The organism is Nocardioides pacificus (assembly GCF_054775955.1).
The window spans coordinates 431,614-456,547 of sequence record NZ_BAAHCI010000015.1; the positions used below are offsets into that span (position 1 = coordinate 431,614).

Annotated in this window: 23 protein-coding genes; 17 read left to right on the forward strand and 6 right to left on the reverse strand. The window is 71.0% G+C overall.

The annotated features are described in order from the left end of the window. On the forward strand, nucleotides 1-1,012 hold a 1,012-nt coding region (locus ACYU7L_RS20575), incomplete at its 5' end, for an HNH endonuclease (RefSeq protein WP_460800477.1). A gap of 177 nt (nucleotides 1,013-1,189) precedes the next feature. Here ACYU7L_RS20575 and ACYU7L_RS20580 read toward each other — a convergent pair. Beyond that, nucleotides 1,190-1,678, reverse strand: coding sequence for a DUF6328 family protein (locus ACYU7L_RS20580; RefSeq protein ID WP_460800478.1), 489 nt, complete (start codon nucleotides 1,676-1,678; stop codon nucleotides 1,190-1,192). Between the two features lie 17 nt (nucleotides 1,679-1,695). Then, nucleotides 1,696-2,241 (reverse strand): YbaK/EbsC family protein, encoded by a 546-nt coding sequence (locus ACYU7L_RS20585; protein WP_460800479.1) that lies wholly within the window; start codon nucleotides 2,239-2,241, stop codon nucleotides 1,696-1,698. Between the two features lie 88 nt (nucleotides 2,242-2,329). On the opposite strand from ACYU7L_RS20585, the gene ACYU7L_RS20590 reads away from it, so the two are divergent. Together ACYU7L_RS20590 and ACYU7L_RS20595 are read left to right on the forward strand one after the other, a co-directional pair. Continuing rightward, nucleotides 2,330-3,361: a glycerophosphodiester phosphodiesterase family protein gene (locus tag ACYU7L_RS20590; protein ID WP_460800481.1), complete on the forward strand. Its 1,032-nt coding sequence runs from the start codon at nucleotides 2,330-2,332 to the stop codon at nucleotides 3,359-3,361. Between the two features lie 88 nt (nucleotides 3,362-3,449). Further along, nucleotides 3,450-4,634: a glycerophosphodiester phosphodiesterase gene (locus ACYU7L_RS20595; protein WP_460800483.1), complete on the forward strand. Its 1,185-nt coding sequence runs from the start codon at nucleotides 3,450-3,452 to the stop codon at nucleotides 4,632-4,634. Between the two features lie 81 nt (nucleotides 4,635-4,715). Here the strand turns inward: ACYU7L_RS20595 and ACYU7L_RS20600 are convergent, their stop codons facing one another. From ACYU7L_RS20600 to ACYU7L_RS20610, 3 genes are all read right to left on the reverse strand, one after another. Then, complete coding sequence (locus ACYU7L_RS20600; protein WP_460800484.1) at nucleotides 4,716-4,973, reverse strand: PspC domain-containing protein; 258 nt, start codon at nucleotides 4,971-4,973, stop codon at nucleotides 4,716-4,718. Continuing rightward, nucleotides 4,970-5,317: a hypothetical protein gene (locus ACYU7L_RS20605; RefSeq protein ID WP_460800485.1), complete on the reverse strand. Its 348-nt coding sequence runs from the start codon at nucleotides 5,315-5,317 to the stop codon at nucleotides 4,970-4,972. Before ACYU7L_RS20605 ends, ACYU7L_RS20600 begins: the two co-directional genes overlap by 4 nt. A gap of 88 nt (nucleotides 5,318-5,405) precedes the next feature. After that, entirely contained in the window at nucleotides 5,406-6,686 is a 1,281-nt protein-coding gene (locus ACYU7L_RS20610) for a PspC domain-containing protein (RefSeq protein ID WP_460800487.1), read from the reverse strand. 167 nt (nucleotides 6,687-6,853) lie between these two features. On the opposite strand from ACYU7L_RS20610, the gene ACYU7L_RS20615 reads away from it, so the two are divergent. From ACYU7L_RS20615 to pip, 11 genes are all read left to right on the forward strand, one after another. Beyond that, on the forward strand, nucleotides 6,854-8,311 hold the full coding sequence (locus tag ACYU7L_RS20615; protein ID WP_460800488.1) for an ATP-binding protein: 1,458 nt from the start codon (nucleotides 6,854-6,856) through the stop codon (nucleotides 8,309-8,311). Then, complete coding sequence (locus tag ACYU7L_RS20620; protein ID WP_460800490.1) at nucleotides 8,292-8,957, forward strand: response regulator; 666 nt, start codon at nucleotides 8,292-8,294, stop codon at nucleotides 8,955-8,957. Before ACYU7L_RS20615 ends, ACYU7L_RS20620 begins: the two co-directional genes overlap by 20 nt. A gap of 33 nt (nucleotides 8,958-8,990) precedes the next feature. Then, nucleotides 8,991-9,509, forward strand: a complete 519-nt coding sequence (locus ACYU7L_RS20625; protein ID WP_460800493.1) for a GNAT family N-acetyltransferase — start codon at nucleotides 8,991-8,993, stop codon at nucleotides 9,507-9,509. Between the two features lie 91 nt (nucleotides 9,510-9,600). Beyond that, the gene (locus ACYU7L_RS20630; protein ID WP_460800495.1) at nucleotides 9,601-11,043 is read left to right on the forward strand and encodes an APC family permease; all 1,443 of its coding nucleotides are present in this window, start codon (nucleotides 9,601-9,603) and stop codon (nucleotides 11,041-11,043) included. Nucleotide 11,044: 1 nt separating this feature from the next. After that, complete coding sequence (locus ACYU7L_RS20635; protein WP_460800497.1) at nucleotides 11,045-11,527, forward strand: universal stress protein; 483 nt, start codon at nucleotides 11,045-11,047, stop codon at nucleotides 11,525-11,527. 39 nt (nucleotides 11,528-11,566) lie between these two features. Beyond that, on the forward strand, nucleotides 11,567-11,923 hold the full coding sequence (locus ACYU7L_RS20640; RefSeq protein ID WP_460800499.1) for a hypothetical protein: 357 nt from the start codon (nucleotides 11,567-11,569) through the stop codon (nucleotides 11,921-11,923). Between the two features lie 118 nt (nucleotides 11,924-12,041). Further along, nucleotides 12,042-13,565, forward strand: coding sequence for an aldehyde dehydrogenase family protein (locus ACYU7L_RS20645; protein WP_460800501.1), 1,524 nt, complete (start codon nucleotides 12,042-12,044; stop codon nucleotides 13,563-13,565). After that, complete coding sequence (betA, locus tag ACYU7L_RS20650) at nucleotides 13,562-15,370, forward strand: choline dehydrogenase (RefSeq protein WP_460800503.1); 1,809 nt, start codon at nucleotides 13,562-13,564, stop codon at nucleotides 15,368-15,370. The genes ACYU7L_RS20645 and betA overlap by 4 nt, the downstream gene beginning before the upstream one ends. Beyond that, a complete protein-coding gene (gene betT / locus ACYU7L_RS20655; RefSeq protein ID WP_460800505.1) occupies nucleotides 15,367-17,418 on the forward strand; it encodes a choline BCCT transporter BetT in 2,052 nt (683 codons plus the stop codon). The genes betA and betT overlap by 4 nt, the downstream gene beginning before the upstream one ends. 63 nt (nucleotides 17,419-17,481) lie before the next feature. After that, entirely contained in the window at nucleotides 17,482-19,977 is a 2,496-nt protein-coding gene (gene pcrA, locus ACYU7L_RS20660; protein WP_460800507.1) for a DNA helicase PcrA, read from the forward strand. 117 nt (nucleotides 19,978-20,094) lie between these two features. Then, the gene (gene pip, locus ACYU7L_RS20665) at nucleotides 20,095-21,045 is read left to right on the forward strand and encodes a prolyl aminopeptidase (RefSeq protein WP_460800509.1); all 951 of its coding nucleotides are present in this window, start codon (nucleotides 20,095-20,097) and stop codon (nucleotides 21,043-21,045) included. Nucleotides 21,046-21,180: 135 nt separating this feature from the next. On the opposite strand, the gene ACYU7L_RS20670 is transcribed toward pip, so the two are convergent. Then, complete coding sequence (locus tag ACYU7L_RS20670) at nucleotides 21,181-22,017, reverse strand: M23 family metallopeptidase (protein WP_460800511.1); 837 nt, start codon at nucleotides 22,015-22,017, stop codon at nucleotides 21,181-21,183. A 236-nt stretch (nucleotides 22,018-22,253) separates the two neighbouring features. Here ACYU7L_RS20670 and ACYU7L_RS20675 point away from each other — a divergent pair, with 236 nt between their 5' ends. From ACYU7L_RS20675 to sucD, 3 genes are all read left to right on the forward strand, one after another. Then, nucleotides 22,254-22,643: a cobalamin B12-binding domain-containing protein gene (locus tag ACYU7L_RS20675; protein WP_460800513.1), complete on the forward strand. Its 390-nt coding sequence runs from the start codon at nucleotides 22,254-22,256 to the stop codon at nucleotides 22,641-22,643. 171 nt (nucleotides 22,644-22,814) lie between these two features. After that, nucleotides 22,815-23,975: an ADP-forming succinate--CoA ligase subunit beta gene (gene sucC / locus ACYU7L_RS20680; protein ID WP_460800515.1), complete on the forward strand. Its 1,161-nt coding sequence runs from the start codon at nucleotides 22,815-22,817 to the stop codon at nucleotides 23,973-23,975. A 10-nt stretch (nucleotides 23,976-23,985) separates the two neighbouring features. Continuing rightward, the gene (gene sucD, locus ACYU7L_RS20685; RefSeq protein WP_460800517.1) at nucleotides 23,986-24,882 is read left to right on the forward strand and encodes a succinate--CoA ligase subunit alpha; all 897 of its coding nucleotides are present in this window, start codon (nucleotides 23,986-23,988) and stop codon (nucleotides 24,880-24,882) included. The last annotated feature ends 52 nt before the right edge of the window (nucleotides 24,883-24,934 follow it).

Consider the following 24,934-nt stretch of genomic DNA (forward strand, 5'->3'; position numbering starts at 1 on the left):
CTCGGTGGCTCACAAGATCGGCATCGCGGCCCTGGACCGGCTGATCGAGGAGGCCCGGGTCCAGTTCCAGCCCGAGGACGCCGAACAGCGCCGCCGCGCCGCGGCCGACGGGCGCTGCTTCGATGTGGACACCGACCAGGTCTCCTACGAGGGCACCATGCAGATCCGAGGCGAGCTCGACATCGCGGACGCGATGGACCTCGACGCCGCCGTGGCAGCGGGTGCGGAGGCCCAGCGTGCCCTGGGCTCGGAGGAGCCCCTCGGTGCCCGCCGGGCGAAGGCCGCCGGGGACCTGGCCCGCAGCCAGCTGGCGTTCGACCTCAATACCAACGCCGGCGACGAAGCCGTACCTGATCAGTGCGGTGGATCCGACTCACCCGGTGCTCCCGATCAACCGCGCTCATCCTCCGCCGAAGCTCCTGGAGCCGCGGCCCCCACTCACGGAACGACGCGGCGTCCGCGTCAGGTGGTGCTCTACGTCCACCTCTCCCGCGACGCCTTGCGCGCTCGGGGCCTTGATGACGGCCGTGTCCGTCTCGCTCGGGTCGAGAACACCCGCTCCTTCGTGTCCGTCGATCAGGTCCGCGACTGGTGCGCCAGCCCTGATGCCCAGGTCGTGGTGAAGCCGGTGATCGATCTCGAGGACCACGTCCACGTCGGCGCCTACGAGGTCCCCGACCGGCTCGTCGAACGCATCGCGTTGATCAACCACAGCTGTGTGTTCCCGTGGTGCACCCGGCCCGCCAGGAAGCTCAAGCCTGATGGGCATCGGGCGGACTGCGACCACGTTCGAGAGCACTCCGCCGGTGGGAGCACGTGCTCCTGCAATCTGGCGCCGTTGTGTCGCCGGCATCACCGGCACAAGACGCATTCGCCGTGGTCCTACACCGTCATCGAGCCCGGCACGTTTCTTTGGACCAGCCCGCAGGGCTATCAGTACCTGCGCGATCACACCGGGACGCTCGACGTGACCCGCGATCGGGCCCGCGCCGTACCACCACCCGACGAATAGCTGTACCGCCCCGGACCCCGTCGTAGGCAGCATCCGGCGGGGGCTTCGGCGTGTCTACGGGGGTGGGTCTCGACGTCGGTTGCTGCGCAACCTGCTCGACCACCGAGGGGGCGGTTGCTGCGCAACCTGCTCGACCAACGAACGGGGCTGGGCAACCTGCTCTACCACCGCGCCAGGCTAGGAGGTGGAGTCTTTCGCGTGGGCGACGACGTAGGGCACCACGCCCAGCAGGAGCACGCAGGCCAGCAGCATCGTGCCGCCCACGGCCATCGATGCGGTCCGGTCGATGACCATGTCGAAGACGAGCGTGACGATGCCGGTGAGCAGCAGGGCGATGGCGCCGAGGGCGATCGTGACGAGGCGGTGCGCGGTGCGCACCAGACGTTCCTTGACGTGCTGGCCGAAGACCATCCGGTGCACCGCGATCGGCGTGATCAACAGGATGGTGGTCAGACCGGCCTGGACCACGAGGCACAGGTAGAGGACCCGCTGGAAGTCGTTCAGGTCCTCGAAGCGCTCCTGGAAGGGAAGGGTCAGCAGGAAGCCGGCGATCAGCTGTACGCCGGTCTGCATGACGCGCATCTCCTGGAGCAGCTCGTTCCAGTTGCGGTCGAGTCTCTCGGTCGGCGTCTCGTCACGATCGTCGGCGTGCTCGCGAGCGTTCACACGAGTGCGGTTCCCGCTCAGCCGATGCCCAAGCCCTCCGTCAGCTCCGTTCCGGGCAGGCGGCCGAGCAGCTCGCCGGGCAGCAGGAGCTTCGAGCGCCGTAGGCCGGAGCCGAGGACCGCGACGTCGGAGTCGAGCAGCCGGGGATCCACGAGCACCCGCCATCCGCCGGGCACGCCCAGCGGGGTGATGCCGCCGTACTCCATTCCGGTCTCCTCCACCGCACGATCCATCGCCAGGAACGACGCCTTGCGCACGTCCAGGGTGCGCTTGACGAGGTTGTTGACGTCGGCGCGGGTGTCGGCGCGTACGACGCACGCGGCGACTCGCTCGACGCCCTCGCGGCGGCCGGCCACCACCACGCAGTTGGCGCTGGCGGCCAGCGGGAGATCGTAGGCCTCGGTCAGAGCGGCGGTGTCGGCGAGCGAGGGGTCGATCTCCACGACGGCGACCCCATCGGCGTCGGGCCAGCCCGCGAGGGCGGCGGCGACCGCGGGCGCCAGCAGCTCCGGATGGTCGAGGGCGGCAACGGAGTGGAGGGTCCCGATCGTCGGCAGGCTCATCGGACCATCATCGAGCATTCACCTGGGCGCCATGCGGGTGCCACCGCGGGGCCGTCGCAGGGACTGGTCCGGGTGCTCCTCTGTGACCATGACCAGCATCGTCGCCCACCGGGGCGCCAGCGGACATCGACCCGAGCACACCATGGCTGCCTACCAAGCAGCCCTCGACATGGGCGCGGACGGCTTCGAGCTCGACCTCGTCCCCACCGCCGACGGCGTCCTCGTGGCCCGGCACGACAGCGAGCTGAGCACGACCACCGACGTGGCCACCCGCCCTGAGCTCCGGAGCCGGCGCACCATCAAGATGATCGACGGGCGCCCGCTCGCCGGCTGGTTCGTAGAGGACCTCACGCACGCGGAGCTCCGCACCCTGCGTGCTCGCGAGCGCCACCCGCTCGCGCGGCCCGCGAGCGCGGCGTACGACGGGACGCAGGGGGTGCCGACCCTCGAGGACGTGCTCGGCCTGGTCCGCGCGGAGTCGGTGCGACGAGGACGCCGCGTCGAGCTGATGCTGGAGCTCAAGCACGCCTCCTACTACGACGCGCTCGGCCTGCCGCTCGACGAGCTGGTGCTCGACGTCCTACGCCGCTACCACCTGGACCACCCCGCCTCCGGGGTCTCGGTGATGTCCTTCGAGACGACCGTGCTGCGCCGGCTCTCCCGCCGTACGACCGTCTCGCTCGTGCAGCTGCTGGACCGTCCCGACCGACACCCGGTCGACCTCGTGCTCGCCGGCGACCGCCGCAGCTATGCCGACCTGATGACTCCCGCCGGCCTCTCCTGGATCGACGGGTACGCCGAGGCGATCGGGCCGCACAAGGAGGTGGTCGTCCCGCGCGACCGGGCTGGAGCCAGCCTCACCCCGTCTGCGCTGGTCCACGAGGCGCACCTGCGACGGCTGGCGGTGCACGTCTGGACGCTGCGCGCGGAGAACCGATTCCTCGCCACGGAGCTGCGCTCGGGCACCGAGCCCGACGCCCCCGGGGACCTCGCCGCCGAGGCCCGGATCCTCGCCGCGGCCGGCGTGGACGGGCTGATCACCGACCACCCCGACGTGCTCGTCGGTGCCGACGTGGGCGGGACCCGGCCGGTGACCCGACCGGCCCGGCTCCCCGCCTGAGTGGCCTGCCGAGTGCCCGCCTGAAACCTCATCGCCCGTTCACCGGCGGGACCGCGTCCGGCCACCTGGGCGCGATGGGGTGCGGATCATGACATCTCGGAACGGGCGTCGCCGCCCCCTGCTCTCTCTCCTCGCACTCGTGGTCGCCTCGAGCGCCGTCCTCATCCCCGCGGCCCAGGCCGCCCCCGGCCACGATCGGCCAGGCCGCCCCGCCGACCAGCCCAGTCATCACGGCAAGGCCGGTCAGCACGGCAAGCACGAGACCCGGCCCGTGGTGATCGGACACCGCGGAGCCTCCGGCTACCGCCCCGAGCACACGCTCGCGGCCTACCGGCTCGCCATCAGGCTCGGCGCCGACTACATCGAGCCGGACCTCGTCTCGACCAAGGACGGGGTGCTCGTCGCCCGCCACGAGAACGAGATCAGCGGCACCACCGACGTCGCCGACCACCCCGAGTTCGCCGGCCGGCGGACGACCAAGACGATCGACGGGCAGCCCGTCACCGGCTGGTTCACCGAGGACTTCACGCTCGCCGAGCTCAGGACGCTGCGGGCCGTGGAGCGCCTGCCGCAGGTGCGCCCCGACAACACCCGCTATGACGGCCGGTTCCAGGTCCCGACGCTCGACGAGGTGCTGGGCATGGTCCGCGAGGAGTCCCGGCGCACCCGCCGCACGATCGGCGTCTACCCCGAGACCAAGCACCCGAGCTACTTCGACTCGATCGGCCTCTCCCTCGAGGAGCCACTGGTGCGGGCGCTGGGCAAGCACCGGCTCGACCGCTCGAAGTCCCCGGTGATCCTGCAGTCCTTCGAGACCGCCAACCTGCGCGACCTCGACACCATGACGAAGGTCCCGCTCGCCCAGCTGCTCGGCGCCTCCGGCGCGCCGTACGACTTGGTGGCCGCGGGGGACAGGCGCACCTACGCAGACCTCGCCAGCCCCGCCGGCCTGGCCGAGATCGCGACGTACGCCGACGGCATCGGCGCCGACAAGGCGCTCGTACTGCCCCGCGACCGCGCCACCGGTGCCACCGGGGCACCGACCAGCCTGGTCGACGACGCCCACGCGGAGGACCTGCTCGTGCACGTCTGGACGCTGCGGGCCGAGAACCGCTTCATGGCCAGCAACTTCCGCCGCGGCACCGATCCGGACGCCGCGGGTGACGCCTACGCCGAGGCCACGGCGTTCCTGGACGCCGGCGTCGACGGCATCTTCAGCGACCACCCCGACACGGTCGTGGACGCCCTCGAGGACTGGCTCGCCCGCGACTGACGTCGGGGCGTCGACGGGTGAGGCACACGCAGGACGGCCCTCCGGTGCGGGGACCGGAGGGCCGTACGGCGTGCGGCAGGCTCACGCCTCGGGGAGCACCACCCAGGCGACCAGGTAGGCGATGACGATGCTGCCCAGGCCGAGGACGGCGCCGAGCACCGTCAGCAGCCGGACCACGGTGACGTCGACCCCGAGGTAGTCGGCCACACCGGAGCAGACCCCGGCGATCATCCGGTCGTCGCTGCGGCGGACCAGGCGGCGTCCGGCCCAGGGGCGCTGATCGGGCCCGTCGGCGGAGGGGTTGGGACGGGGGTTGGAGGACGGGAACTGCGTGCTCATCGGATCTCCTCGGTGTCGTCGGTGTCGTCGGTGTCGTAGGGGGTGGAGGCGTACGTGTCGTGAGGGGCGGGGGCTGCGACCGGGGCCTCGGAGCCGCGGCGGTTGCGTCGCGCGGCGCTGATCGCCATCGCGAGCAGACCGGCAGCGCCGCCGAGCACCCACGGCAGGGGAAGCAGGAAGCGCAGGTCGTCGCCGGGGACCGCGTCGTTGACCCAGAGGGCCCACACCCCGACCAGGCCCAGGAAGGCCAGGCCCATCACGAGGTGGCCCACGTCCACGGGGTGCCGCCCGGTGGGGCGCCCAAACGAGCGATCCGTGGGGCGGTTGGTCGGTTCGGTGCTCATCGCTGACTCCCAGGTGCCGAAGGTGCTGTGCTGAACGAGCGGTGCGGGGTAGGACGTTGCGGGGCGATCCGGTGCGGGGCGGTGTTCATCACTCGCTCACCACGATCTCGCCGACGCCGAGGTTGATGTCGAGGACGAGCTCCCCCTCGGACGGGGCCGGGGTGATGGGGTCGGCCGGGCGGAAGGAGTCCCTCGCGATGTCGATGCCGTCGAAGCTCTGACCGAAGAGCGAGATGTCGCCGGGACCGTCGACCACGGCCTCCACCTGGACGTCGATCCCCTCGGGCAGGATCACCTCGAGCTTGGCGAGGCCGCCGTCGACCTCGATCGTGCGACCCACCAGAGCCGCGGGGTCGGAGACCTCGGAGAGGTCGAGTCGCAGCTCGCCCATGGACACGTCGTAGCGGTCACTCACCGCGGCAGCCGACTGCGGGCGCTCGGTGACCCCCGACCCGTCGTACTCCTCGGCGGCTGTCGCGCCGGCCAGGGTGAGCGCGGCGATCAGGCCGATCAGGATCAGACCACCGGCGCGGCCGAACCACGCACCGATCAGCAGCATCGTGCCGATCAAGCCCAGGGCCAGGGCGGGGTAGGCCGAGTCCGCGACCGAGGCACCGCCCACGTCGGCCATGCCGAGCAGCCCGAGACCGAGGGCGAGCAGGGCCAGCGTCCAGCCGAAGAGGATCGGTCCCTGACGGCGGGGGCGCGGCGCCACCGGAGCGACAGGCGCGTACATCATCGGTCGGGTGTACGGCGCCTGGCCGGCAGCGGCGTACGGCGGGGGAGCGGCGTACGGCGACGCCACCGGGCCCTCCTTGGTGAACGAGACGGGGCCGGCCGGCGGGCCGTACGAGGGGCCGTAGGAGGGCGGAGCGCTCGTCGGGGCCGGGTCCCGCTTGCTCAGGACGTAGGCGACGACCACGGCGACCAGGGCCAGCGGCCAGGGGAACCAGCCGCCGCCCCACGGGCCCCAGGTGTCGCCGAGCAGCATCAGCAGCGAGATGACGCCGACCGCGACGATGCCGGCCGTCCGGGCGCCCTCGTCGAGCCGCACCGGCGCGGCGACGGCGCCGTCCTCGGGGACCAGCAGCCACAGGGCGAGGTAGAGCAGGACGCCCGAGCCGCCGAAGAAGGCGAGGACCACGAAGACCACACGGACGATGGCCGGGTCGATGTCCAGATGACGAGCCACGCCCCCGGCCACCCCCGCCACCTGACGGTCCGGGCCGATGGTGCGGCGCAGGCGGGCGAGGTCGCGCATCTCGTTGCGGCTGACGCGCGGGCCCCCGTCATGGGGGGTGTCGTCCTGGGGGCTGGAGGGGCCGCCGGGGGAGGTTCCGGGAGGTGTTCCGGGGGGTGTGCTGGTCATGGCTCCAGCCTGCTCCGTCAGGTGCGGTGTCCACCATCGGGGACACCCCCGGTCTTCACCGTCCCCGGACCCCGAGACGGGGTGGCGCGGATCGGTGGCGGGTCAGGGGGTTCTCGGGGTCGGTCCTCATGGTTGCGACCACCGCGCTGTGTGACGATGGAGAGGTCATGACGACCTCCGAAGCCTCGTTCCCCGGCCGCACCGGCCCGCGCCGCGCCCTGCGCGACATGCGCGAGCCGGTCGTCGGTGGCGTGGCCGGCGGACTCGCCCGCCACCTGGCCCTGCCGGTGGCCTGGATCCGCATCGCGTTCGTGCTGCTCAGCGGGGTCGGCGGGTTCGGCGCCGTGCTCTACGCCGGCCTGTGGCTCGTGCTCCCCGCCGACCAGGAACGCACAGCCCAGGCACCGGGGCTCGAGAGCCACACCCGCGGTGGGCGCCGACCCGGACGGGCCACCCGGTTCACCGACGCGGGTCCGGCCGTCGTCCTCGCCGCGCTCGCCTTCGGCGCGGTGCTGGCCATCGAGGCGGCCTTCGGTCGCGGCGCGGTCCTGTGGCCGATGGTGCTGGGCGCCGGCGGTCTCACCCTGCTATGGCGCCAGGCCGACGAGGCCCAGCGCGAGCGCTGGCTCGACACCACGGGGCGCATCGACCCCGTCCGGATCGTCTTCGGCAGCGGCGGCTGGGCGGCCTACGCGCGCGTCGCGATCGGCATGCTCCTGGTGATCTCGGCGCTGTTCATCATCGGCTTCAACAAGGCATCGCTCGACCAGGGCCGCGGGGTGCTGATCGCCGGCGGACTGGGTGTGCTCGGGGTGGGCCTGGTCGCCGGGCCCTGGATCTTCCGGCTCACGTCCGACCTCACCGCCGAGCGCGAGGAGCGGATCCGCACCCAGGAGCGCGCCGACGTGGCCGCCCACCTGCACGACTCGGTGCTGCAGACACTCGCCCTGATCCAGAAGAGCGCCGACGACGGGCCCACGGTCGCGCGGCTGGCCCGCGCCCAGGAGCGGGAGCTGCGCGCCTGGCTCTATGCCGCCGAGGCCCCGGACGCCTCGACGCTGGTGGGCGCCCTGCGCGAGGTCGTCGCCCAGGTCGAGGACGCGTACGGCGTCGCGGTCACCGTCGTGGGCGTCGGCGACTGCGCGCTCACCGAGCGGCTCCAGCCGATCGTGGCGGCGTCGCGCGAGGCGGTCACCAACGCCGCCAAGCACGCGGGGGTCGGCAGCGTCGACGTCTATGCGGAGGTCGGCCCCGGGGCGGTCGACGTGTTCGTCCGCGACCGCGGGGCGGGCTTCGCCATCGAGGACATCCCCGACGACCGGTACGGCGTGCGGCGCAGCATCCTGGACCGGATGGAGCGCCACGGCGGCTCGGGTGAGATCCGCAGCGCGCCCGGGGAGGGGACCGAGGTCCGGCTGCACATGCCGGTGGAGGATCGACCTGCCCCGCAGTCGCCCACCCCGGAGCAGCCCACATCAGAGCCGGCCGCGCCCGAGCCGCCTGCTCCGGAGCCGCCCCGCGGCCCGGACTTCTCGGGAACCGGCTACGACGGGCCGGCCTACCACCTGCCCGACTACTCCACGTCCACCTCAAAGGAGCACGCCGATGACCACCCCCGCAGCTGAGCGAACCGGCCAGGTCCGGGTGGTGGTGGTCGACGACCACGCGATGTTCCGAGCGGGAGTGCGAACGGAGATCGGCGGCTCGGTGGACGTGGTGGCCGAGGCCGCCGACGTGGACGAGGCGGTGCGGGCGATCACCGACCAGCACCCCGACGTCGTACTCCTCGACGTGCATCTGCCCGGTGGGGGAGGCGTCGAGGTGATGCGTCGACTGGCGCCCCGTCACCTGCGCACCTGCTACCTGGCGCTGTCGGTGAGCGACTCCGCCGAGGACGTGATCGGCACTATCCGCGGCGGCGCCCGCGGCTACGTCACCAAGACCATCACCGGTCCCGAGCTGGTCGACGCGATCCGCCGCGTCGCCGACGGAGACGCCGTCTTCTCCCCGCGGCTGGCCGGCTTCGTCCTCGATGCCTTCGCGGGCTCCATCGAGGTCGCCGCGGTCGACGAGGACCTCGACCGACTCACCGAGCGTGAGCGCGAGGTGATGCGCCTGATCGCGCGCGGCTACGCCTACAAGGAGGTGGCCAAGGAGCTGTTCATCTCGATCAAGACCGTCGAGACCCACATGTCGAGCGTGCTGCGCAAGCTCCAGCTCTCCTCTCGCCACGAGCTCACCCGCTGGGCCTCGGAGCGTCGGCTGCTCTGACTGTAGGGCGGTGCAGGGACATTGGACACGGACATGGAGGAGTCACCCACCAGCCACCGGGCCACGCAGGACGGGCTCGTGGTCGCGCGTGCCGAGGAGACTGACTGGCAGCGGGTCAAGGCTGTTCGGCTCGCCGCGCTGGCGGAGTCACCGCGCGCCTTCGGGTCGACGCTCGCGCAAGAGCGCGAGCACACGGAGACTGACTGGCGCGCGTGGTGCCGAGACACGGCCACGTTCCTCGCTCTCCAGGACGGGGCTCCGATCGGGATCGCGGCCGGGGTGCACGGGACCAGCCCGGAGGAGCGCAAGCTCATCGCGATGTGGCTCCACCCCGGGCACCGGGGAGCAGGCGCTTCAACGGCGCTCCTCGCTGCGGTGCGGCACTGGGCCCTGCGCGACGGAGCGACCACGTTGACGCTGTGGGTGACGCGCAGCAACCATGCCGCCGCCAGGGTCTACCGGCGGGCGGGATTCTGCGAGACGGGCGCCTGCAGGCCGCTGCCGAGCAACCCCTCCCTCCTCGAGGACCACCTGGCCCTCGAGCTGCGGTAGCCGTCGACGGCTCGCCACGGTGGCGTTTCGGCAGGTGGACGAGGGGGTATCCAGCCCGACACCTGTCCACCTACCAAGAAGGTGACTCCCCGTGGCCGACTCCTCACCCGCCGACGTCGGCCTCGCGAAGGGGGCTGCCGAGCCGGACGACCTCGACGAGGGCGACCTCAAACGAGGGATCACCGGCCGCCTGCTCTTCTTCTACGTGCTGGGCGACGTGCTGGGCTCTGGCATCTACGTGCTGATCGGGCTCGTCGCCGGCGCGGTCGGCGGCGCCTTCTGGATCGCCTTCGCGGTGGGCGTCACGGTCGCGACGATCACCGGCCTCGCCTACGCGGAGCTGGTGACGAAGTATCCCCAGGCCGCCGGCGCCGCGCTCTACATCAACAAGGCGTTCGGCAACCGGCCCCTGACCTTCCTGATCACCGTCTGCATGCTCTCGGCGAGCTTCGCCGCCGCGGGCTCGCTGGCCACCGGCTTCGCGTCGTACTTCGCGGAGATCTGGGAGCTCCCCCCGGCGCTCCTGGTCACGCTGGCCTTCGTCGTCCTCCTCGCGATCGTGAACTTCATCGGCATCACCGAGTCGGTGGTCGCCAACATGGTGATGACGCTCGTCGAGATCGCCGGACTGGTGATCATCCTCGTGATCGGCATCGTGTACGTCGCGCAGGGCAAGGCCGACTTCGGGGTCCTCACCGACTTCGACGCCGGCAGCGACGTCAGCCCGGTCTGGGCGGTCGTCGCGGGCGTAGCTCTCGCGTTCTTCGCGATGACCGGCTTCGAGAACGCCGCCAACGTGGCGGAGGAGACGGTCGACCCCAGTCGGACCTTCCCCCGTGCCCTGGTCGGCGGGATGGTCGCGGCCGGCGTGATCTACGTCCTCGTCGCAGCGACCGCCGCGCTCACCGTCCCCATCGGCACCCTCGCGGACAGCGACGCGGCGCTGCTCGAGGTGGTCAAGGCGGGCATCCTGCCGGTGCCCGTGGGCGTGATGACGATCCTGTTCGCGGTGATCGCCATGGTCGCGATCACCAACACCACGCTGGTCGCGGTCGTGACCCAGTCCCGCATCCTCTACGGGATGTCCAAGGAGGACGTCGTGCCCGGCGTCTTCGGTCGCATCCACGCCAGCCGCCGCAGTCCCTGGTTCGCGCTGATCTTCGCCGCCGTCGTCGTCTGTGGCCTGCTGTTCGTCGGCTGGCTGCTCAACGAGGCGGGCGTCGGCGTCGACGTGGTCGAGCGGCTCGCCCTGGTGACGGTGGTCTTCACCCTGTTCATCTATGCCCTCGTGATCATCTCCGCGCTCAAGCTGCGCGGCACCGGCGAGCGCGAGGACACCTACCGGGCCTGGACACCGCTGCTCTACGTCGGCATCCTCGGCAACGTGGTGCTGCTGGTCTACGTCGTCAAGGACGACCCGGCCTCCCTGCTCTGGTGTGCCGGCCTGCTGGCGCTCGGGGGAGCGCTGTTCGTGGCCCAGCACATCGCGACATCCCGCCGGACGTCGACGCCGTCCACCACGACAGGAGCCTGACATGCACGTGCTCATCGCCACCGACGGCTCCCAGCAGTCCCTGGCCGCGGCGCGACACTTCAAGTCCTTCGCGGACCCCACCCAGGTCACCGACATCTCGGTGGTGGCGGTGATCCGGCCGCTCGCCGCGGTCGCCTTCGCCGACGACCTCTCCGGACCGGCGCGCGGCGACGCCGAGCACCACGTGGGCAGCTTCCGCGAGGCTGCCCAGAGCGCCCTGTCCGTGATCGCGGAGGAGTTCGCCGGGTGGGGCCCCAAGGTGCACAAGCGGACCCGCAGCGGATCGCCGGCCAACGAGATCATCAAGGCCGCCCGTCAGCTCGACGTCGGGCTCGTGGTGGTGGCGGCCGGCGGCCGCGGCGTCAGCGAGACCGTGCTCGTGGGCAGCACGGCGCAACGGGTCCAGCACTACGCGCCCTGCCCGGTGCTCGTGGTGCGCCCCGCTCCGCGACCCCGGCGCCGGGCCCCGCGCCGCAAGGCCTGACCGTCTCCTGAGCGCCGCTGCCCGATAGGGTGCGTGGCCATGGACACCCTGCGACTCATTCTCCTGTTCGTGCACATCCTCGGCTTCGCCGCCCTGCTCGGTGGCCTCTTCGTGCAGATGTCCGCCTCGGAGAAGGTCGTCAACAGCGCCATGCGCGACGGCGCCGGGACGGCCTTCCTGGCCGGTCTGCTCCTCGTGGGGGTCCTCGAGGGTGGCGATGGTGACCTCAACCACGCCAAGATCGGGGTTAAGTTCACCCTCGCCCTGGTCATCCTCATCCTGGTGATGGCGAACCTGAAGAAGCCCCGGATCCCCAACGGCCTCTACCTGGGCCTGCTGGGGCTCACGGTGGCCAACATCGCCATCGCCGTCTTCTGGTCGCCCGCGCACGTGTGAGTGGGCGGGCCGCCCCTGTCAGCGGGGCGGCCCGCGTCATCCACCTCCACGTCCGGGGCCGGCAGGCACCCGGCTCTCGCACCCCGAGCGAGGGCCCCCACGGTTGGAAGGTGGAACCATGCCCGAACTGTTCATCGACGGAGCCTGGCGAGACGCCGGCGACGGCGCCACGCGAGACATCCACTGCCCCGCGGACGGCCGCCTCGTCGCGACCGTCTCCGAGGGGGGTGAGGCCGATGCGGTCGCGGCCGTGGTCGCCGCCCGCAAGGCGTTCGACAACGGCCCGTGGCCGCGGACGCCGTCCCCCGAGCGCGCCGCTCTCCTGAACCGCCTGGCCGACCGGCTGGAGGTGGACAAGGAGGAGGTCGCCCGGCTGGAGTCGCTCGACACCGGCAAGCGGATGGTCGAGTCCCGGTTGGACGTCGACGACATCGCGTCGGTCTTCCGGCACTACGCCACGCTGGCCCAGGCCGACGCCGGACGCGTCGTCGACACCGGCCAGCCCGACGTCGTGAGCCGCGTGGTGCACGAGCCGGTCGGCGTCTGCTCGCTGATCACGCCGTGGAACTACCCGCTGCTGCAGACGTCCTGGAAGGTCGCTCCGGCGCTGGCCGCCGGCAACACCTTCGTGCTGAAGCCCAGCGAGCTCACCCCGCACACCGCGATCTGGCTGATGCGCGCCCTCAGCGAGGTGGGGCTCCCCGACGGCGTGGCCAACCTCGTGCTCGGCGCCGGCGCCCGGGTCGGTCCGGCGCTGACCACCGCCCCCGAGGTCGACCTGGTGTCGTTCACCGGCGGGCTGGTCACCGGCCGCTCGATCATGGCGTCGGCCGCCGCCACTGTGAAGAAGGTGGCGCTCGAGCTGGGGGGCAAGAACCCCAACATCGTCTTCGCCGACGCCGACCTCGAGGCCGCCGCCGACATGGCGCTCACCGCGGTCTTCCTCGACTCCGGTCAGGTCTGCTCCGCCGGGGCCCGGCTGATCGTCGAGGAGTCCATCCACGACGAGTTCGTCGACGAGCTGGTCCGCCGGGCCCGCGAGATCCGGCTCGGTGGCCCCTTCGACGAGGCGGCCGAGACCGGGCCCCTGATCAGCGGGGCCCACCGCGACAAGGTCGAGGCGTACGTCGCCGCGGGGATCGCCGAGGGCGCCGTGCTGCGCGTCGGCGGCGAGCGGCCGCAGGGTGCGTCGTACGACGCGGGGTTCTACTACCTGCCCACGATCCTCGACGAGTGCTCGGCCGACATGTCCTGCGTGCAGGACGAGTCGTTCGGGCCGGTGATGACGGTGGAGACCTTCAGCGCGCCGGACGCGGACGGGCTGGAGGAGGCGGCCGTCTCGATCGCCAACGACACGATCTTCGGTCTCGCCGGGGCCGTGTGGACCCGCGACGCCGGCCGCGCGGAGCGGGTCGCGGCGCGGCTGCGGCACGGCACGATCTGGATCAACGACTACCACCCCTACGTCGCCCAGGCGGAGTGGGGCGGCTTCAAGCAGAGCGGCGTCGGCCGCGAGCTGGGGCTGGCCGGCCTCGAGGAGTACCGCGAGACCAAGCACATCTGGCACAACACCCGACCCGGCCCCCAGGGATGGTTCGGAGCGCCGGCCCCCACGGCCACGACCGACGGGAGCCAGGCATGAGCACCGAGCGCTACGACTACGTCGTCGTCGGCGGGGGATCGGCCGGGTCGGTGATCGCCAACCGGCTCAGCGCCGACCCGAGCATCCGGGTGCTGGTGCTCGAGGCCGGGCACAGCGACTTCAAGCTCGACCCCTTCATCCACATGCCGGCCGCGTTGCCCTTCCCGATCGGGAGCCCGCTCTACGACTGGCGCTACGAGTCCGAGCCCGAGCCGCACATGGGCGGACGCCGGGTGGCGCACGCCCGGGGCAAGGTGCTGGGCGGCTCCTCCAGCATCAACGGGATGATCTTCCAGCGCGGCAACCCGCTGGACTACGAGCGGTGGGCGGCCGAGCCCGGCCTGGAGGAGTGGGACTACGCGCACTGCCTGCCCTACTTCAAGCGGATGGAGAGCCGCCTGCTGGCCGACGGCACCTCCGGCGCCGACGCCTGGCGCGGGGGCTCGGGGCCGCTGTTGCTCGAGCAGGGACCGGCCACCAACCCCCTGTTCGGCGCGTTCTTCGAGGCCGTCCAGCAGGCCGGCCACCCGCTGACCGACGACGTCAACGGCTATCGCCAAGAGGGCTTCGCGCCCTTCGACCGCAACGTGCACCGCGGCCGCCGGCTGAGCGCGGCGCGGGCCTACCTGCACCCCGTGCGCCAGCGCAAGAACCTCACCGTCCACACGCTCTCGCACGTCACCGGCCTGCGCACGCGTCGTACGGCGGGAGGGGCGCCGCGCATCGTCGGCGTCGACTACCTGCGTGGGCGCCGGCTGCGCCGCAGCGTCGAGGCCGGCGAGGTGATCCTGTGCGGCGGCGCGATCAACACGCCGCAGCTGCTCCAGCTGTCGGGCATCGGCAACGCCGACGAGCTGCGCGCGCTGGGCGTCGACCCGCTCGTCGACCTGCCGGGCGTGGGGGAGAACCTCCAGGACCACCTCGAGGTCTACATCCAGCACGCCAGCAAGCAGCCGGTGTCGATCGCGCCCTGGCTGCGGCACCGGCACAAGCCGCGGATCGGGGCCGAGTGGATGTTCCTGCGTCGCGGCGTGGGTGCCTCGAACCACTTCGAGGCCGGCGGGTTCATCCGCAGCAACGAGCAGGTGGACTACCCCAACCTGATGTTCCACTTCCTGCCGATCGCGATCCGCTACGACGGGTCGAAGCCCGCCAACGCGCCGGGGACCTTCGGGCACGGCTACCAGGTCCACATCGGGCCGATGTACTCCGACGTCCGGGGTCACGTGAAGATCCGCTCGACCGACCCGTTCGAGCACCCGGCCCTGCAGTTCAACTACCTCTCGACGGAGAACGACCGGCGCGAGTGGATCGAGATGGTCCGCGCGGCTCGCCACATCCTCGAGCAGCCGGCCTTCGCGGCGTTCAGCGCGGGCGAGCTGTCGCCCGGACCCTCCGTGCAGACCGACCAGGAGATCCTCGACTGGGTCGCCGAGGACGCCGAGACCGCCCTGCACCCGTCGTGCACGGCCCGGATGGGCACCGACGAGATGAGCGTGCTCGACCCCTCGTCGATGCGCGTGCACGGCGTCGAGGGGCTGCGCGTGGTCGACGCCTCGGCGATGCCGTTCGTCACCAACGGCAACATCTATGCGCCGGTGATGATGCTCGCCGAGCGCGCGAGCGACCTGATCCTCGGCAACGAGATGCTGCCGGCACTCGAGGTGCCCTACTACCGCCACGGCGCGCAGATGCCGCTGTGGCCCGAGGGGGATCCCCGCAACCATGCGGGCCCCGGAACCATCACGCCCGGAACCATCACGCCCGGAACCGGCACGACCGGTCACTCAGGAGGCCATGCATGAGCGCACCGATCACGACCGTGAAGGGCGGGACGGGCACCGAGCCGGCGCCGCCACGGCTCAACAAGGTCGTCTTCTTCGGGGCTGCCGTCGCGACCCTCGTCATCGCGCTGTGGTGCATCCTCGACCCCGACGGCGCCGACAAGCGGATCGGGCAGGTGGCCGGCTGGGCGGCCGACGGCTTCGGCTGGTTCTACGTGCTGCTCGCCACGATGGTGCTGGTCTTCGTGATCTTCCTGGGCGCCTCGCGCTACGGGAAGATCAAGCTCGGCCCGGAGCACTCGGAGCCGGAGTACAGCACCTTCTCGTGGGCGGCGATGCTCTTCGCCGCCGGCATCGGCACCGACCTGATGTTCTTCTCCGTCGCCGAGCCGGTCACGCAGTACCTCGATCCGCCGAGCACGGAGGGCGAGACCGTGGAGGCCGCCCGCGAGGCGACCGTGTGGACGCTCTTCCACTACGGCATCAGCGGGTGGGGGATGTATGCGCTGATGGGTCTCGCTCTGGCCTACTTCGCCTACCGGCTCGGGCTGCCGCTCGCGATCCGCTCGTCGTTGCGCCCGATCCTGGGCAGCCGCGTGGACGGACCGATCGGCGACGCGGTCGACCTGGCGGCCATCATCGGGACGATCTTCGGTGTCGCGACCTCGCTGGGCATCGGTGTCGTCCAGCTCAACTTCGGTCTCAACCAGCTCTTCGGTCTCCCGCAGGGCATTGCTGCTCAGATCGGCCTGATCGTGCTGGCGATCGTGATGGCCACCATCTCGGCCGTCAGCGGCGTGGACAAGGGCATCAAACGTCTCTCGCAGCTCAACGTGCTGCTCGCGATCGGGCTGGCGCTGTGGATCCTGGTGACGGGCAAGACGCTCTACCTGCTCAACGCGGTCGTGCTCAACGTCGGTGACTTCGTCCGGCTCTTCCCCGACATGACGCTGCAGACGTTCGCGCACGAGGACACCGGGTCCTGGATGAGCTACTGGACGCTGTTCTTCTGGGCCTGGTGGATCGCCTGGGCGTCCTTCGTCGGCCTGTTCCTGGCCCGCATCTCGCGTGGGCGCACGATCCGACAGTTCGTGACCGGCACGCTGATCATCCCGTTCACCTACATCCTGATGTGGGTCTCGATCTTCGGGAACTCCGCGATCGACCTCGTGCGCAACGGCAACCAGACCTTCGGGGAGGCCGCCTCGCTGTATCCGGAGGAGGGCTTCTACACCCTGCTGGCGCAGTACCCGGGCTTCACCTTCATCGCCTCGGTCGCCACGTTCGTGGGTCTGCTGTTCTACGTCACCTCCGCCGACTCGGGGGCCCTCGTGATGGCCAACCTCTCCTCGCGGCTGAGCGACCCCCTGCAGGACGCCGACAAGCTGCCTCGCATCTTCTGGGCGGTCGCGACCGGCCTGCTCACCATCGGGATCCTCAGCGTGGGCGGCATCACCGCACTGCAGAACGCCACGATCATCATGGGGCTGCCGTTCGCCTTCGTGATGCTGCTGGTGATGGCGGGGCTGCACAAGGCGCTGCGGGTGGAGGCACACCTGCAGGACAGTCGGGCCGGCGCGCTGCCCGGCGTCCTCTCGGGGCGCAGCGGCGCCCCCCGCGGCACGCCGCACGCGTCGTGGCAGTCGCGGATGCGCCGGATGATGTCGTTCCCCTCGCGCGCACGGGCCCTGGAGTTCCTCGACACCGTGGTGCTCTCCGCGCTGACCGAGGTGGCCCGGGAGCTGCACGAGCAGGGCGCCGAGGCCGAGGTGGTCGAGGCGATCGACGAGGACGGTCTGCGCGCCGTCGAGCTCAGCACCGGCCAGGGCGACGACGAGCGGGCCTTCTGCTACCGCGTCCAGCACCGTCAGGTCCCGATGCCCGCGTACGGCGGCGGCTGGGCGCCCGCCAAGACCGACGTCTACTCCCGTCTCGAGGTGCACCTGACCGAGGGGGGCCAGGGCTACGACGTGATGGGCTACACCCAGGACCAGCTGATCGACGACGTGCTCGACCAGTACGAGCGGCACCTGGAGTTCCTGCGACTGACGGAGGGCACCGGGGTCTGAGCGGCGCCCAGGTCTGAGCGAACTGCGGGGCCGGGGGTGGCGCGACGTAGGCTTGTCGGCGAGATGAGCACCCCCTTCGCGATCCCCGGCCTCGAGCACCTCCAGCCCTCCTCCAAGACCCCCGCTGCATCCTCAGCAGGGGCGTCCGCGACGGGTCAGCAGGCCCGTCGCGGCCCCTCGCGCGAGGAGCTGCTGGAGGGGCTCAACGACCCCCAGCGCGCCGCCGTGGTGCACGCCGGCGCGCCGCTGCTGGTCGTCGCCGGAGCCGGGTCCGGCAAGACCCGGGTGCTCACCCGCCGGATCGCCTGGCTGATCTCCGAGCGCAACGCCCACCCCGGCTCGATCCTCGCGATCACCTTCACCAACAAGGCCGCGGCCGAGATGAAGGAGCGCGTCGAGGACCTCGTCGGCCGCCGGGCCCGGATCATGTGGGTCTCGACCTTCCACTCCGCCTGCGTGCGGATCCTGCGCAAGGAGATCGACCGCTTCGGCTACAAGTCGAGCTTCTCGATCTACGACGCCGCCGACTCCAAGCGGCTGATGACGCTGGTCTGCAAGGACCTCGACCTCGACGTGAAGGCCTACCAGCCGCGCTCGATCCTCAACTGGGTCTCCAACGCCAAGAACGAGCTCAAGGACGCCGAGGACGCCGCCAAGGACGCGGGCAACTCGACCGAGGAGGTCTACGCCAAGGCCTACGCCGTCTATCAGCGCCGGCTGCGCGAGGCCAACGCGCTGGACTTCGACGACCTGATCATGATGACGGTCCGGCTCCTCCAGGAGCACCCGGACGTGCGCGAGGTCTATCGCCGCCGCTTCCGCCACGTGCTCGTCGACGAGTACCAGGACACCAACCACGCGCAGTACGCGCTCATCCACCAGCTGTGCGCCAACGACCCCGAGGGCGACGCGCACGCCGTCGATGCCGACGGGCTGCCCGCCGAGTCCGCGCCGCAGCGCGTGGAGCCGAGCGAGCTGATGGTGGTCGGCGACGCCGACCAGTCGATCTACGCCTTCCGAGGCGCCAACATCCGCAACATCCTCGACTTCGAGCAGGACTTCCCCAACGCCAGCTCGATCCTGCTGGAGCAGAACTACCGCTCCACGCAGACCATCCTCAACGCCGCCAACCAGGTGATCGGCCACAACCAGGGCCGCAAGCCCAAGCGGCTGTGGTCCGACGCGGGCGACGGCGAGCGGATCGTCGGCTACGTGGCCGACGACGAGCACGACGAGGCGCGCTTCATCTCCGAGGAGATCGACAAGCTCACCGACGAGGCCGGCGTGCGCCCCGGTGACGTCGCGGTGTTCTACCGGACCAACGCGCAGAGCCGGGTGTTCGAGGAGATCTTCATCCGCACGGGCCAGCCCTACAAGGTCGTCGGCGGCGTGCGGTTCTACGAGCGCCGCGAGGTCCGCGACGCGCTGGCCTACCTGCGGATGCTGGTCAACCCGGCCGACGAGATCTCGCTGCGCCGGGTGCTCAACACCCCCAAACGGGGGATCGGCGACCGCGCCGAGGCGTGCGTCCAGGTGCTCGCCGAGCAGGAGGGTACGACGTACTGGGAGGCCCTGCGGCGCGCCGACCGGGCGCCCGGGATCGCCACCCGCTCGCTCAACGCGATCCGCGGCTTCGTCGCGATGGTCGAGGAGCTCCAGTCGATGGTGGACGCCGGCGAGCGCGCCGACGTCGTGCTGGAGAGCGTGCTCGCGCGCTCGGGCTACCTCGCCGAGCTCGAGTCCTCCGACGACCCGCAGGACGACACGCGCGTCGAGAACCTCGCCGAGCTCGTCGCGGTCGCGCGCGAGTTCTCCGACGACCCGGTCGCCGGACCGTCGGCGGACCCGGAGGAGGTCGAGGAGGGCACGGTGGCGGTGACGCTGCGCGACTTCCTGGAGCGGGTGGCGCTGGTCGCGGACAGCGACCAGATCCCCGACGCCGACGCGGAGGCGGCCGGCGTGGTCACGCTGATGACCCTGCACACGGCCAAGGGCCTGGAGTTCCCGGTGGTCTTCCTGACCGGGCTCGAGGACGGCGTCTTCCCGCACATGCGCTCGCTCGGCGACCGCACCGAGCTGGAGGAGGAGCGCCGGCTCGCCTATGTCGGCGTCACCCGGGCGCGCGAGCGGCTCTACCTCTCCCGCGCCGTGGTGCGCTCCGCTTGGGGGGCGCCCTCTCACAACCCGGCCTCGCGCTTCCTCGACGAGATGCCGGTGGACCTCGTCGACTGGCGTCGCCTCGAGGCCGCCCAGACCAGCTGGAACCGCTCGGACCTCGGCAGCTCCTCGCCGGCGTCGGCGGGACTGGGGATCCCCACGGCGGCCGGTCGCCGCAACTTCTCGTCGGCCGCCGTCCGCGCCGACGCCGCCGCCCGGGCGAAGAAGTCGCGCCCGATCCCGACCCTCGACCCCGGCGACCGGGTCGTGCACGACACCTTCGGCATGGGCACCGTGGTCTCCGTCGAGGGCGTCGCGGACAAGGCGGTGGCCTCGGTCGACTTCGGCTCCGAGGGAGTCAAGCGACTCCTGCTCCGCTACGCCCCCGTCGAGAAGCTCTGACCCGTCACAAGATCACGCTGACCCGGCAGACAATTCGCGTGACCCGTCACAAGATCACGCTGACCCGGCAGACAATTCGCGTGACCCGGCAGAAGATCACGGTTGTAGGGTCGTGCGATGCGCTTCCCGGTCGCCGAGCCCTTCGACCAGGGCGTCGCCGAGGTCGACGGCGGGCACCGAATCGCCTGGGAGCGCGTCGGGAACCCGCGCGGCAAGCCGGCCGTCGTCCTGCACGGTGGTCCGGGCTCGGGCGCTGCGCCGTGGTGGCGGACCTACTTCGATCCGGACCGCTACTGCGTCACGCTCTTCGACCAGCGCGGCTGTGGGCGTAGCCGGCCGCTCGCGAGCGATCCCGGTGCGGATCTCTCCTCGATCACGACCCAGGCCCTGATCGAGGACGTGGAGACCCTGCGTCGCCTCCACGACGTCGACAGCTGGCTGGTGTTCGGCGGCTCCTGGGGCTCGACACTGGGGCTGGCCTATGCGGTCGCTCATCCGAGCCGCGTCAGCGAGCTCGTGCTGTGGGGCGTGACCACCACGACACGGCACGAGGTCGACTGGATGACCTGGAGCATGGGGGAGGTCTACCCCGAGGCGTTCGCCAAGCTGCGTGAGCTGGTTCCGGACGTGGTGCCGGGTGGCAACCTGCCCGCGGCGTACAGCCGCCTGCTGACGAGCGGCGACCGAGGTCTCCAGGACCGCGCTGCTCGGGCCTGGTGCGCCTGGGAGGAGCGGCTCGCCACGCTGTCAGGACCGCCGCGGTCCAGCGAGCGGTACGGCGACCCGGTGTTCCGGCTCGGCTTCGCCCGGCTGGTCACCCACTTCTTCGGCCACCACGGGTTCCTTCCGCCCGACGGCATCAGCGGGAGTCTGGACGCGATCGCCGACCTCCCCGCCGTACTCGTCCGCGGTCGCCTCGACATCGCGTCTCCGCTCGGGGTGGCCTGGCGGCTCGCTCAGCGGCTGCCGCGCGCCACGCTGCACGTGGTCGAGGAGGAGGGGCACGGGGGAGCGGCGGTCACGGACCGGTTGCTCGTGGAGGCGCTGGCGCGTTTCGCAGGCGACTGACGAGCAACCAGCCGCACTGCGGGTGGGCCGTCGGCTATGTGTGGGCCGGTCTCGACTGGCTCCGTCGAGCCCTCGCAGGCTCGGGCTCGGTCGCTGCTCGACCGCCGTCGATCTGATCCGCTGGCGCGTCTCAGATCACGGCGTGAGGCCGTGGGCCTGGAGGGCCGGGTAGGGGTCGACCGGGTCGCCGGCGCCGGGGCGCACCTCGAGGTGGAGGTGGGGGCCGGTGCTGTTGCCGGTGCTGCCGACGTAGCCGATGACCTCGCCGGCGCGGACGACGTCGCCGACCGAGACGTCGTACGACGTCTGGTGGCAGAACCAGAGCTCGGTGCCGTCCTCGAGGGTCAGCACGGTCTTGTTGCCGTAGGAGCCGTCGTAGCCGACCTCGGTGACGACGCCGTTGGCGACCGCCTTGATCGGCGTCCCGCTCGGGGCGGCGAAGTCGAGACCGGTGTGGTAGCCGGACGAGTAGTAGGAGCGGGCGTCGCCGAAGCGGTTCGTCAGGCGGTAGCCGTCGACGGGCATGACCCACTGGTTGAGCGCGATCTTGGCCGCCTGCTTCTCGGCCTGCTTGGCGAACTGTGCCAGGGCCGCGTTGCGCTGCTCCGCCTGGGCCTCGGCCATCTGCAGCAGCTCGTCGTCGGCGACGTCCTCGAGGGCGTCGCGACGCGAGTCGCGGCTGACGGCGGCCTCGCGCGCCGCAAGGAGGTTGGCGGTGCCGATCTCGCTGGAGCCGCTCAGTGCGCTCGCCGCGCTGATCCGGCTGGTCTCGGTGCTCGCACCCTGCAGGTCACCCTCGGCGACCGTTACCGCGCCACCGGCCGAGACGGCCATCGCCGCGACTCCCACCAGGACCGGCATCGAGGGCAGGCCACGCAGCATCGGGCGGCGCGCAGCGGAATGCTTGACCGCCTTGCGCTTGCCGGGCGTGGAGCTGGGTACCGGGGCGGACGAGAGGCTCTCAGGGGTCACCGACGTGCTGCGGCGCGGGCCGCTGCGTTCTGCGCGGTGATTGCCCATGGTTTAGGTGACCTCAAAGTTGGGGATGGGACGACGGCTAGGAACTGTAACGGATCGTTACCGACCTTAGTAATCGTCGGTAGTAAAACTGTGAACTTGAGTCTCTGTACACAACCAGTCCACGGCATCCTGCGGGACAGTTTCGCGGCGCCTGTGGGGCAGGTCACGATCTCGGATACCCTGCGCCCATGATTCGTATCGTCGTCGGCAAGCCAGGGCTGGACGGTCACGACCGTGGGGCCAAGATCGTCGCGCGCGCTCTGCGCGACGCCGGTCACGAGGTCATCTACACGGGCCTGCACCAGACGCCCGAGCAGATCGTCGAGACCGCCCTGCAGGAGGATGCCGACCTGATCGGCCTCTCCGTCCTGTCCGGCGCCCACATGACGCTCTTCAAGAGGCTGCTCGAGCTGCTCGCCGAGAGGGACGCCTCCGACATCGTCGTCTTCGGCGGCGGGATCATCCCGGAGGAGGACATCCCCGTGCTCGAGGACCTGGGGGTGGCCAAGGTGTTCACGCCCGGGGCGCCCACCACGGAGATCACGGGCTGGGTCGCGGAGCACTTCGCCAACGCCTGATCGCTCAACGATCACCCGGTACGACGAGCGCCGCAGCGCGCCGTACGGGGGTGTGGGCTGCGTCACGATGGGCTTCTCGGCCTGGGACGACGTGGGCATTCGCCTCTTGACAGGTCTAGGGTGCGGGAGGAATCCCCGGACTGTCGATTTGAAAAAAGGACTGGGTGGATCGTGGACCTGATGGAATATCAGGCGAAGGAGCTCTTCGCCAAGCATGACGTGCCGGGTGCTCCCGGCATCGTCGCCAACACGCCCGAGGAAGCCCGCGCCGCCGCCGAGAAGCTCGGTGTGTGCGTGGTCAAGGCCCAGGTCAAGGCCGGTGGCCGAGGGAAGGCCGGCGGCGTCAAGCTGGCCAAGACCCCCGACGAGGCGTTCGAGCACGCGACCAACATCATCGGCATGGAGATCAAGGGTCTGCGGGTCAACCGCGTCCTGATCGCGCCCGCCGCGAGCATCGAGGAGGAGTACTACTTCTCCTTCCTGCTCGACCGTGCGAACCGTCGCTACCTCTGCATCGCGAGCGTCGAGGGTGGTGTCGAGATCGAGGAGGTCGCGAAGACCAACCCCGACGCCGTCAAGCAGATCGCCATCGACCCGGGCACCGGCGTCGACGAGGCGAAGGCGCGCTCCATCGTCGCCGAGGCGGGCTTCCCCGAGGTCCTCACCGAGCAGGCCGTGCAGACGGTCCTGAACCTGTGGAAGGTCTTCGTCGAGGAGGACGCCACGCTGGTCGAGGTCAACCCGCTGGCGCGTCTCGCGGGCGACAAGCTCGAGGCGCTCGACGGCAAGGTCTCGCTCGACGAGAACGCCGAGTTCCGTCACCCCGAGCACGCCGACTTTGAGGACAAGGCCGCGGCCGACCCCCTCGAGGCCAAGGCGAAGGCCAAGGGCCTCAACTACGTCAAGCTCGACGGTGCCGTGGGCATCATCGGCAACGGCGCGGGCCTGGTCATGTCGACCCTCGACGTGGTCGCCTACGCCGGCGAGGCGCACGGTGGGGTCAAGCCCGCCAACTTCCTCGACATCGGCGGCGGCGCCTCGGCGCAGGTGATGGCCGACGGCCTCGACGTGATCCTCCACGACGAGCAGGTCAAGAGCGTGTTCGTGAACGTCTTCGGCGGCATCACCTCGTGTGACGCGGTCGCCAACGGCATCGTGGGCGCTCTCGACATCCTGGGCGACGAGGCCACCAAGCCGCTCGTCGTACGCCTCGACGGCAACAACGTCGAGGAGGGTCGTCGGATCCTCAACGAGAGGAACCACCCGCTCGTGACGCTGGTCGACACGATGGACGGAGCGGCCGACAAGGCCGCCGAGCTCGCGAACGCGTAAGGGACTGACTGTGTCTATCTACCTCAACAAGGACTCCAAGGTCATCGTCCAGGGCATCACCGGCGGTGAGGGCACCAAGCACACCGCGCTGATGCTCAAGTCGGGGACCCAGGTCGTCGGCGGCGTCAACGCCCGCAAGGCCGGCACCACGGTCACGCACGTCAACGCCGAGGGTGAGAGCGTCGAGCTCCCCGTCTTCGGCACCGTCAAGGAGGCGATGGCCGAGACCGGTGCCGACGTCTCGGTCGCCTTCGTGCCGCCGGCCTTCACCAAGGACGCGTGCATCGAGGCCATCGACGCGGGCATCGACCTGCTGGTCGTCATCACCGAGGGCGTCCCCGTCCAGGACACGGCCGAGGTGTTCGCCTACCTCGACGGCAAGCAGACTCGGATGATCGGGCCGAACTGCCCCGGCATCATCTCCCCCGGAGAGGCGCTGGCCGGCATCACGCCGGCCACGATCGCCGGCAAGGGCCCGGTCGGCCTGGTGTCGAAGTCGGGCACGCTGACCTACCAGATGATGTTCGAGCTGCGCGACCACGGCTTCTCGACGGCCATCGGCATCGGCGGTGACCCGATCGTGGGCACCACCCACATCGACGCTCTCGCGGCGTTCGAGGCCGACCCCGAGACCAAGGCGATCGTGATGATCGGCGAGATCGGTGGAGACGCCGAGGAGCGCGCCGCGGCGTACATCAAGGAGCACGTCACGAAGCCGGTCGTCGGCTACGTCGCGGGCTTCACCGCTCCGGAGGGCAAGACCATGGGCCACGCCGGCGCCATCGTGTCGGGCTCCTCGGGCACCGCCCAGGCGAAGAAGGAGGCCCTCGAGGCCGCCGGGGTCAAGGTCGGCAAGACGCCGTCCGAGACCGCTTCGCTGATGCGGGAGATCCTGCAGAACCTCTGACCGCTCGTCGGTCACGCCAACGCGGTGGTTCCCACGCACGACATGCGTGGGA